This window comes from Frateuria sp., from assembly GCF_035695185.1.
GTDB lineage: Bacteria > Pseudomonadota > Gammaproteobacteria > Xanthomonadales > Rhodanobacteraceae > Frateuria_A.
Window position 1 is genome coordinate 1 of record NZ_DASSES010000139.1, and the last position, 7216, is coordinate 7216.

The window sequence follows — 7216 nt, forward strand, 5'->3', positions numbered from 1 at the left end:
TCGTGGAGTCATCGTTCCAATGATCTTTGAAACCATCGCCAAGACGGGTCACGAAGAAGTCGTCTTCTGCCACAACCAGGACGCCGGCCTGAAGGCCATCATCGCGATCCACAACACGGTGCTGGGCCCGGCGCTCGGCGGCCTGCGCATGTGGCCGTACAAGACCGAGCAGGACGCGGTCAACGACGTGCTGCGCCTGTCCCGCGGCATGACCTACAAGAACGCGGTGGCCGGGCTGAATCTGGGCGGCGGCAAGGCGGTGATCATCGGCGACCCGTCCAAGGACAAGTCCGAGGCGCTGTTCCGCGCGTTCGGCCGTTTCGTCAACTCGCTGGGCGGGCGCTACATCACCGCCGAGGACGTCGGCATCGACGTCAACGACATGGAATACGTGTTCCGCGAGACCGAATACGTCACTGGCGTGCACCAGGTGCACGGCGGCTCGGGCGACCCTTCGCCGTTCACCGCCTACGGCACGCTGCAGGGCCTGATGGCCGCGCTGAACTTCAAGCACGGCAATGAGGACGTGGGCAAGTACAGCTACGCCGTGCAGGGCGCCGGCCACGTCGGCTCGGAGTTCATCAAGCTGCTGCGCGAGCAGGGCGCCAAGGTGTTCGTCACCGACATCAACAAGGATGCGGTGCAGCGTTGCGTCGACGAGCTGGGTTGCGAGGCGGTGGGCCTGGACGAGATCTACGACGTCGACGCCGACGTCTACTCGCCGTGCGCGCTGGGCGGCACGGTCAACGAGCAGACCATCGACCGCATCAAGGCCAAGATCATCTGCGGCGCGGCCAACAACCAGCTGGCCACCGACGCGATCGGCGACGAGCTGAACAAGCGTGGCGTGCTGTACGCGCCGGACTACGCGGTCAACGCCGGCGGCGTGATGAACGTCTCGCTGGAAATCGACGGCTACAACCGCGAGCGCGCGATGCGCATGATGCGCACGATCTACTACAACCTGGGCCGCATCTTCGAGATCTCCAAGACCGAGAACGTGCCGACCTACAAGGCCGCCGATCGCCTGGCCGAGGAGCGCATCGAGTCCATCGGCAAGATCAAGCTGCCGCACATGGGCAATGGTGGTACGCGCTTCCAGGGGCGCATGCGGGGGCAGTGATGCTTTCGTTGTGACAAAAGGGCCGCCGGTTGGCGGCCTTTTTGCTTGGGGTGGGTTTCAGGCAAGACCTCCCCCTTCCGCCTGTCGGCACCTTCCCCCGCAAGCGGGGGAAGGCTCACTCGGTGAGTGCGCTGCCATTTGATCCCTCCCCCGCAAGCGGGAGAAGGCTCGCTCGGTGAGTGCGCTGCCATTTGATCCCTCCCCCGCAAGCGGGGAAGGATCACTCGGTGAGTGCGCTGCGGTTTGAGCCTGCCCCCGCCTGCGGGGGAAGGTGCCCGGAGGGCGGATGGGGGCGACCTTGCCGTAAACCCCACGACCTGCCGCGCTAAGATCTCCCACCCAACCGCAAGGAGTTCCACGGATGCGCCCGTTCCCGCTCGGAGAAGACATCGACCTGCTGCGCGAGAGCGTGCACGCCTTCGCGGAGAAGGAGATCGCCCCGCGCGCCGACCGCATCGACCGCGAGAACGCCTTCCCGGAAGACTTGTGGTTGAAGTTCGGCGAGATGGGCTTGCTCGGCATGACCATTCCGACCGAATACGGCGGCACCGGCATGGGCTTCCTGGCCCACATGGTGGCGATGGAGGAGATCTCCCGCGCGTCCGGTTCGGTCGGCCTGTCCTACGGCGCGCACTCGAACCTGTGCGTGCAGAACATCTTCCACAACGGCAACGAGGAACAGCGCCGCAAGTACATCCCCAAGCTGTGCTCGGGCGAGTACGTGGGCGCGCTGGCGATGAGCGAGCCGGGCGCCGGCTCCGACGTGGTCGGCTCGATGAGCTGCAAGGCCGAGCTCAAGGGCGACGTGTGGGTCGCCAACGGCTCGAAGATGTGGATCACCAACGGGCCGGATGCCGACGTGCTGCTGGTCTACATGCGCACCGCGCCGCGCGCCGCCGGCAGCCGCTGCATGACCGCCTTCATCGTCGAGAAGGGCATGGCCGGCTTCTCCACCGCACAGAAGCTGGACAAGCTGGGCATGCGCGGCTCCAACACCTGCGAGCTGGTGTTCGACAACTGCGAAATCCCCGCCGAGAACATCGTCGGCGAAGTCAACGAAGGCGTGCGCGTGCTGATGAGCGGCCTGGACACCGAGCGCCTGGTGCTCTCCGGCGGGCCGCTCGGGCTGATGCAGGCGGCGCTGGATCTCACCCTGCCCTACGTGCGCGAGCGCAAGCAGTTCAACGCGCCGATCGGCACGTTCGGGATGATGCAGGCCAAGGTGGCCGACATGTACACCGCGCTGCAGTCCTCGCGCGGCTTCGCCTACCTGGTGGCGCAGCAGTTCGATGCCGGCATCAAGTCGCGCATCGATCCGGCCGCGTGCCTGCTCAACGCCTCGACCAACGCGGTGCAGGTGGCGCTGGAGGCGATCCAGGCGCTGGGCGGCAACGGCTACATCAACGAATTCCCGGCCGGACGGCTGCTGCGCGACGCCAAGCTCTACGAGATCGGCGCGGGCACCAACGAGATCCGCCGCATGCTGATCGGGCGCGAGCTGTTCCACGGCAAAGCTTGATGAAAAAAAGCCCGCAAGGCGGGCTTTTTTTTCACCTCGCAATGCTTCGACTTCGGCTTCGCCTAAGCTCGGCACGAACGGTGTGGAAAACCGTTCGCCCTGGGCGCAGGCGCGGCGTCGAAGTCGAAGGGCCTTTTCCCCTCAGAACGACAACCGGTACGCAAGCGTCGCCATGCTGCCCTGCTCGCGCTGGGCGAAGCGGTGGTCGAGGCCCAGGGTCAGCCCTGCGCGCGGGGTCATCGCCCAGTCCAGCGTGAGGCCCGCCACGCCGCCGTAGCGCGACAACCCGATGCCTCCCAGCGGCGCCCACTGGTCGACGCCGGTGAAGCTCGCCTCGAACACGTCGCCGCGCGTGGCGAGGGCACGTTGCCAGGCCAGGCGTGCCTGCAGGTCCAGGCTGCCGCCGCCGGCGAAGCTCCACTGCCGGGCCGCACGCAGGCCCAGCCCGGCCTGCCAGCGCTGGATCGCGTGTGCGTTGGCCTTGAGGCCGAAGCCCCAGGCGCCCGGCTCGTCGAAGCCGCTGCTGTCGATGCGCGCGTATTGCAGGCTGGCGTACGGGGTAAGGGTCACCCGACCCAGCGTGGTGCGGTAGCCGCTCTCGCCGTAGGCGACGTCGTAGCGGCCCTGGCTGTCGCTGGCCACGCCGGCCAGCGCCGGTCCCAGCAGCAGGTTGCGGTGCATCGACTCGCGGTAGTTGCCCACGCCCAGCCGCCCCATCAGGTAGGCATTGCCGTGCACCAGGCCGCCGTAGAGCATGCCTTCGAAGGCATGGCTGCGGCCCTGGTCGGCGGTTTCGGCCAGCCGCCCCAGCCCGCGCGACTGGCTCAGCGCGAAGCCGGCCACGCCGTTGCTGCCGATGCGCAGGTCCTGCCCGACCAGCATGCCGCTCAGGTCCACGCCCACGTCGGCGTAGCCGCTGCGCGCCAGGTCGCCGTGGTAGCCCAGGTCCTGCGTCCAGGCGCCGGAGGCACCGTGCTGGAGCAGGCGGTCGAAGCGGTCCGAGAGCGCGCGGGTGCCCGCATCGATCGCCTCGAAGGTCATTGCCGCGCTGGCCGCGTGCAGCTGGCCGGAGAGGCTTTCGAGCGAGTGGCTGGCGCTTGCGAGCGTGGCCGCCTGCTGCAGGTGGGCCGCACCGGCCACGAAGCCGCTGGTCGCCGAGGCCGAACCGGCGCCCGACGCCGCCAGGTGCCGGTCGATCTGCTCGAAGGCGCCTTCCACCCGCTGCGCCGCGTTGTAGCTCGAGGCGCTGTAGCTCATGCCCTGGATCGCAGTGACGTCGGCGCGGGTCACGTCGAGCCAGGCGCTGGTGGCGTCGTAGCCGGGCGTGGCGGTCAGCATCACGTTGGAGGCGGCGTCGATCGCGCTGAACGTGCCGGTCAGGCCGCCGGTCGCCGAGAGGACCTCGGTGTGCGAACTGAGCACGTAGTCCGAGCGCTTCCCGATGACGTACAGGTCGCCGCCGGCGAGGGTGGCGGCGCCGCCGACGCGCAGCTCGGATCCCAGCGTCAGTGCCAGGCGGCCGGCCGCCTGCTGGGTATAGTCCCCGCCCACCTGCACGTCGTCGTCGCCGACCGTCAGCACGCCGGCGTTGGTCACATCCCCGCCGATGCTGGCGGTCGGGCCCAGCGTGCCACCGGCGTCGATCTGCACCGCGCCGGCGAGCGCCTGCGCGTTGAGCGTGCCGCCCTCGATGCGGGTCAGGCCGGTGTAGCTGGCGGCCTGGGTGAGGGTGAGCGTGCCGGTACCCTGCTTCACCAGGCCGCCGGCGCCGGAGATCGGGTTCTTCCAGCTCGATTCGCCGCTGAAATCCACGGTGACGTCGCCCCAGTCGAACTTCGCCGGCCCGTTGACGGCGCGGCCGACGTCCAGCATGCCGTAGCCGAACACCTTGTCCGGACCCGCGACCCCCAGGTCGTCCGCCGTGCCCAGCAGCGTCTGGCGCACCAGGTCGTTGGTGAAGTAGGGATAGGCCTGCCACACCAGCGCGGCGGCGCCCGACACCTGCGGCGCCGCGAAGGACGTGCCGGTGACGACCCAGTAGTCGTTGTTCGGGTTGCCGGTCGGATAGTCCTTGTCGGTGACGATCACGTCGCCCGGGGCGGTCAGGCAGTAGTCCATGGCCGAGCCGCAGGCATTCGAATAATCCGCCAGCTTGGTCTTGCCGGCATCGGCGCTGTTGCTGTCGGCCGCCACCGCGACCAGCCAGCCGCGCTCCAGTTCGGGGGCTTCGTTGGGCAACGTGGCGATGTCGCTGGGGTTGGCAAGCGAGTCGTTGCCGGCCGCGAAGACCACCAGGCCATCGTGGTTGATCACGAAATCGTCGTAGGCCTGGCCGAAGGCCTGGTTGATGGCCGGGTCGGAGGTGTCCCAGTAGACGCCGCCCCAGGAGTTGTTCTGCACGCGTACGCCGTCGTTGATCAGCTGGGAGTTCAGGTACGCGAAGAAGTCGGCGTCGGAGCTGCCCACCGGGTTGCCCTGCCCCGTACCGTCGTCGGTCGGCTCCTTGTCGGCGATGATGCGGGCGGAGACCAGCTTGGCGCCCGGCGCGATGCCGCCGGGGAAATCGCCGACCGCGGTGCCCGCGGCGATCTGCGAAACCCAGGTGCCGTGGCCGACCACGTCGTCGACGGTGGTGTCGTTGGTCTGGCTGTCGACGTAGATCTGCTCGTCGATCACCCGCCCCGCCAGGCTGGGATGGTCGTGCATGATCCCGCTGTCGACGATGCCGATGATCACGCCCGCGCCGGTATAGCCCTCGGTGTGGGCGGCATACGTATGGGTCAGCGCCAGCTGTGCATCCAGCGGCGGCTGGTCGGCGGCGGGGGCCGGAGCGGTCGGCGTGGTCGGGGGCGGCGCCGGCGCCGGCGCGGGGGTCGGACGGACGTTGCCGCCGCCTCCCCCGCAAGCGCCCAGTCCGAGCGCGACAACCAGTCCCAGCGCCACTTCCCGGTGGCGCAATGCCTTCGTATTCATCTTCGATCTCCCCGAGCCTTACCCGGCAGGCGCCCGCATCGCACGGGACGTTGGCCTGCATGCCGCAGCCAGTTTCCCACAAAGGCGCGCACGCAAAGCGTGCACGAGGGCGCGTGGCGAGGCGGTTTGCCGCACTGCGGCATGGACTGCGATAATGGGCAATCGTCCACGGCGCGCAGGGCGCGCCCCAAGCCTCGCGGAGAAACCCCATGTCCGACGTCGTCATTGCCGGCGCCAAGCGCACCGCCATCGGCTCCTTCCTCGGCCAGTTCACCGGCGTGCCCACGCCCACCCTCGGCGCGACCGCGATCCGCGCGGCGCTGGAGCAGTCCGGCGTGGCGCCGACCGACGTCAGCGAAGTGATCATGGGTTGCGTGCTGACCGCCAACCTCGGCCAGGCGCCGGCGCGCCAGGCCTCGCTCGGCGCAGGCCTGCCGCCGGCCGTCGGCTGCACCACCATCAACAAGGTGTGCGGCTCGGGCATGAAGTCGATCATGCTGGGCCACGACCTGATCAAGGCCGGTTCGGCCGCGGTGGTGGTCGCCGGCGGCATGGAGTCGATGACCAACGCGCCACACATGGTCAATGCCCGCACCGGCATCCGCTACGGCGACGGCCAGCTGGTCGACCACATGGCCTACGACGGCCTGACCAACCCGTACGACAACAAGGCCATGGGCATCTTCGGCGAGCAGTGCGCCGACAAGTACCAGTTCAGCCGCGAGAAGCAGGACGCCTTCGCGATCGAATCGGTCAAGCGCTCGCAGGCGGCGCAGGCCTCCGGCGCCTTCGCCGACGAGATCGTCCCGGTGACGGTCAAGGGCCGCAAGGGCGAGGTGGTGGTGGATACCGACGAGCAGCCCGGCCGCTCGGACATCACCAAGATCCCGACCCTGAAGCCGGCGTTCCGCAAGGAGAACGGCACCATCACGGCGGCCAGCTCCTCGAGCATCTCCGACGGCGCCGCCGCCGTGGTGTTGCTCTCGGCGGACGACGCCAAGGCCCGCGGTATCGCGCCGCTGGCGCGCATCGTGGCCCACGCCACCAACTCGCAGGAGCCGGAGTGGTTCACCACCGCGCCGGTCGGGGCGATCCAGAAGGTGCTGGAGAAGGCCGGCTGGAAGGTCGGCGACGTGGACCTGTTCGAGGTCAACGAGGCCTTCGCCGTGGTGGCCATGGCCCCGATGCGCGAACTGGGCGTGCCGCACGAGAAGCTCAACGTCAACGGCGGCGCCTGCGCGCTGGGGCACCCGATCGGCGCCAGCGGTGCGCGCCTGGTGGTGACCCTGCTGAACGCCCTGAAGACCCGCGGCCTGAAGCGCGGCGTGGCGGCCCTGTGCATTGGCGGCGGCGAGGCCACCGCGATCGCGGTGGAGCGGCTGGATTAAACCGACCCGTCACCTTCTGTCGACGGAATGAATGAAAGCCTGTTAACCGGCTTTTTAATACCTACTGAAGACAGCGGGTAAAGCATATGGCGCGTGTACGGCGAAAGCGCTATTAATACGCGGCCAAAACGGCATTCCACGGCAAAGGAGATCCACCATGAAGTTGACGCGTACCCTACTCGCCTCCGCGCTCGTCGCGCTGCTGGCGGCTTG

The 7216-nt window shown here is 68.5% G+C and carries 4 protein-coding genes; 3 read left to right on the forward strand and 1 reads right to left on the reverse strand.

Annotated elements, in window-relative coordinates:
- Window positions 1-19 precede the first annotated feature (19 nt).
- The gene (locus VFH59_RS11330) at window positions 20-1123 is read left to right on the forward strand and encodes a Glu/Leu/Phe/Val dehydrogenase dimerization domain-containing protein (protein ID WP_325165003.1); all 1104 of its coding nucleotides are present in this window, start codon (window positions 20-22) and stop codon (window positions 1121-1123) included.
- Window positions 1124-1484: 361 nt separating this feature from the next.
- Entirely contained in the window at window positions 1485-2642 is a 1158-nt protein-coding gene (locus tag VFH59_RS11335; protein WP_325165004.1) for an isovaleryl-CoA dehydrogenase, read from the forward strand.
- Window positions 2643-2783: 141 nt separating this feature from the next.
- On the opposite strand, the gene VFH59_RS11340 is transcribed toward VFH59_RS11335, so the two are convergent.
- On the reverse strand, window positions 2784-5615 hold the full coding sequence (locus tag VFH59_RS11340) for a S8 family serine peptidase (RefSeq protein WP_325165005.1): 2832 nt from the start codon (window positions 5613-5615) through the stop codon (window positions 2784-2786).
- 209 nt (window positions 5616-5824) lie between these two features.
- Here VFH59_RS11340 and VFH59_RS11345 point away from each other — a divergent pair, with 209 nt between their 5' ends.
- The gene (locus VFH59_RS11345; RefSeq protein ID WP_325165006.1) at window positions 5825-7003 is read left to right on the forward strand and encodes an acetyl-CoA C-acyltransferase; all 1179 of its coding nucleotides are present in this window, start codon (window positions 5825-5827) and stop codon (window positions 7001-7003) included.
- Window positions 7004-7216 lie beyond the last annotated feature (213 nt).